Source organism: Streptomyces sp. NPDC048461, from assembly GCF_055587105.1.
Genome location: NZ_JBVJGW010000085.1, coordinates 1 through 1142, shown reverse-complemented (window position 1 = coordinate 1142; position 1142 = coordinate 1). Strand labels below are relative to the sequence as shown.

At 59.0% G+C, this 1142-nt stretch carries 2 protein-coding genes; one reads left to right on the top strand and one right to left on the bottom strand.

All coding sequences use genetic code 11. From position 1 onward, the window contains the following. On the top strand, nt 1–189 hold a 189-nt coding region (locus ACZ6S8_RS39655), incomplete at its 5' end, for a hypothetical protein (protein WP_469463273.1). A gap of 25 nt (nt 190–214) precedes the next feature. Here ACZ6S8_RS39655 and ACZ6S8_RS39650 read toward each other — a convergent pair. Continuing rightward, nucleotides 215–1142 (bottom strand): FAD-dependent oxidoreductase (locus ACZ6S8_RS39650; protein WP_469463272.1); only part of this gene is annotated, 928 nt, incomplete at its 5' end.

The window sequence follows — 1142 nt, the reverse complement described above, 5'->3', positions numbered from 1 at the left end:
CCAGCAGCTGCTGTTTTTGCTGATCGGGCAGCTCAATGCCTGCCGCCGCAAGCAGCGAGTCTAATTTTTTTTGCACAACGGATCCTCTGGCAGGCGCTGAACGACCAGCGGATGGTTAGCTGGCGCAATGAGGCGACTATGATAATTCAGGGCGCAAGTGATGTCAGCGGCCGTTTGGCTACGGGTTGAGCAAACGGCCGCCTGGATGCAAGATTTATGCGCTGCGGCGCAGCAGTCCCTGCTTTTTCAGCCAGATCAGCAAAATCGAGATCGCCGCCGGCGTAATGCCGGAGATGCGCGAAGCCTGGCCGATGGAGTTCGGTTTGTGATCGTTCAACTTGGCGATCACCTCGTTCGACAGTCCCGAAACCTGACGGTAGTCGAGATCCAACGGCAGCAAGGTATTCTCGTTGCGCTGCTGTTTTTCGATCTCTTCCTGCTGACGAGCGATGTAGCCCTCGTATTTGACCTGGATCTCGACCTGTTCAGCCGCTTGTACGTCGCCCAGCGGCGGCGCGAAGGCGTCGGTGCCGGTTAACTGCGCGTAATCCATCTCCGGACGGCGCAGCAGCTCTTCGCCGTTCGCTTCGCGCGACAGCGGTGCTTTCAGCAAGGCATTGACCTGTTCGACGTTCTCGGCGTGCGGGTGCATCCAGATGTCGCGCAGGCGTTGACGTTCGCGTTCGATTCGCTCCAGCTTCTCGCTGTAACGCGCCCAACGCACATCGTCCACCAGACCCAGCTCGCGGCCTTTTTCCGTCAGGCGGAGATCGGCGTTGTCTTCGCGCAGCATCAGACGATACTCGGCGCGTGAGGTAAACATGCGGTACGGTTCTTTGGTGCCGAGGGTGCTGAGGTCGTCCACCAGCACGCCGAGATAAGCCTGATCGCGACGTGGCGCCCAGCCTTCTTGTTCGTCGGCGAAACGCCCAGCGTTCAGACCGGCCAGCAGGCCCTGCGCAGCCGCTTCTTCATACCCAGTGGTGCCGTTGATCTGACCGGCGAAGAACAGCCCCTGGATGAATTTGCTTTCCAGCGTCGGCTTCAGGTCGCGCGGATCGAAGAAATCGTACTCGATAGCATAACCAGGGCGAATAATACGCGCGTTTTGCATTCCTTCCATCGAACGGACGATCTGCATC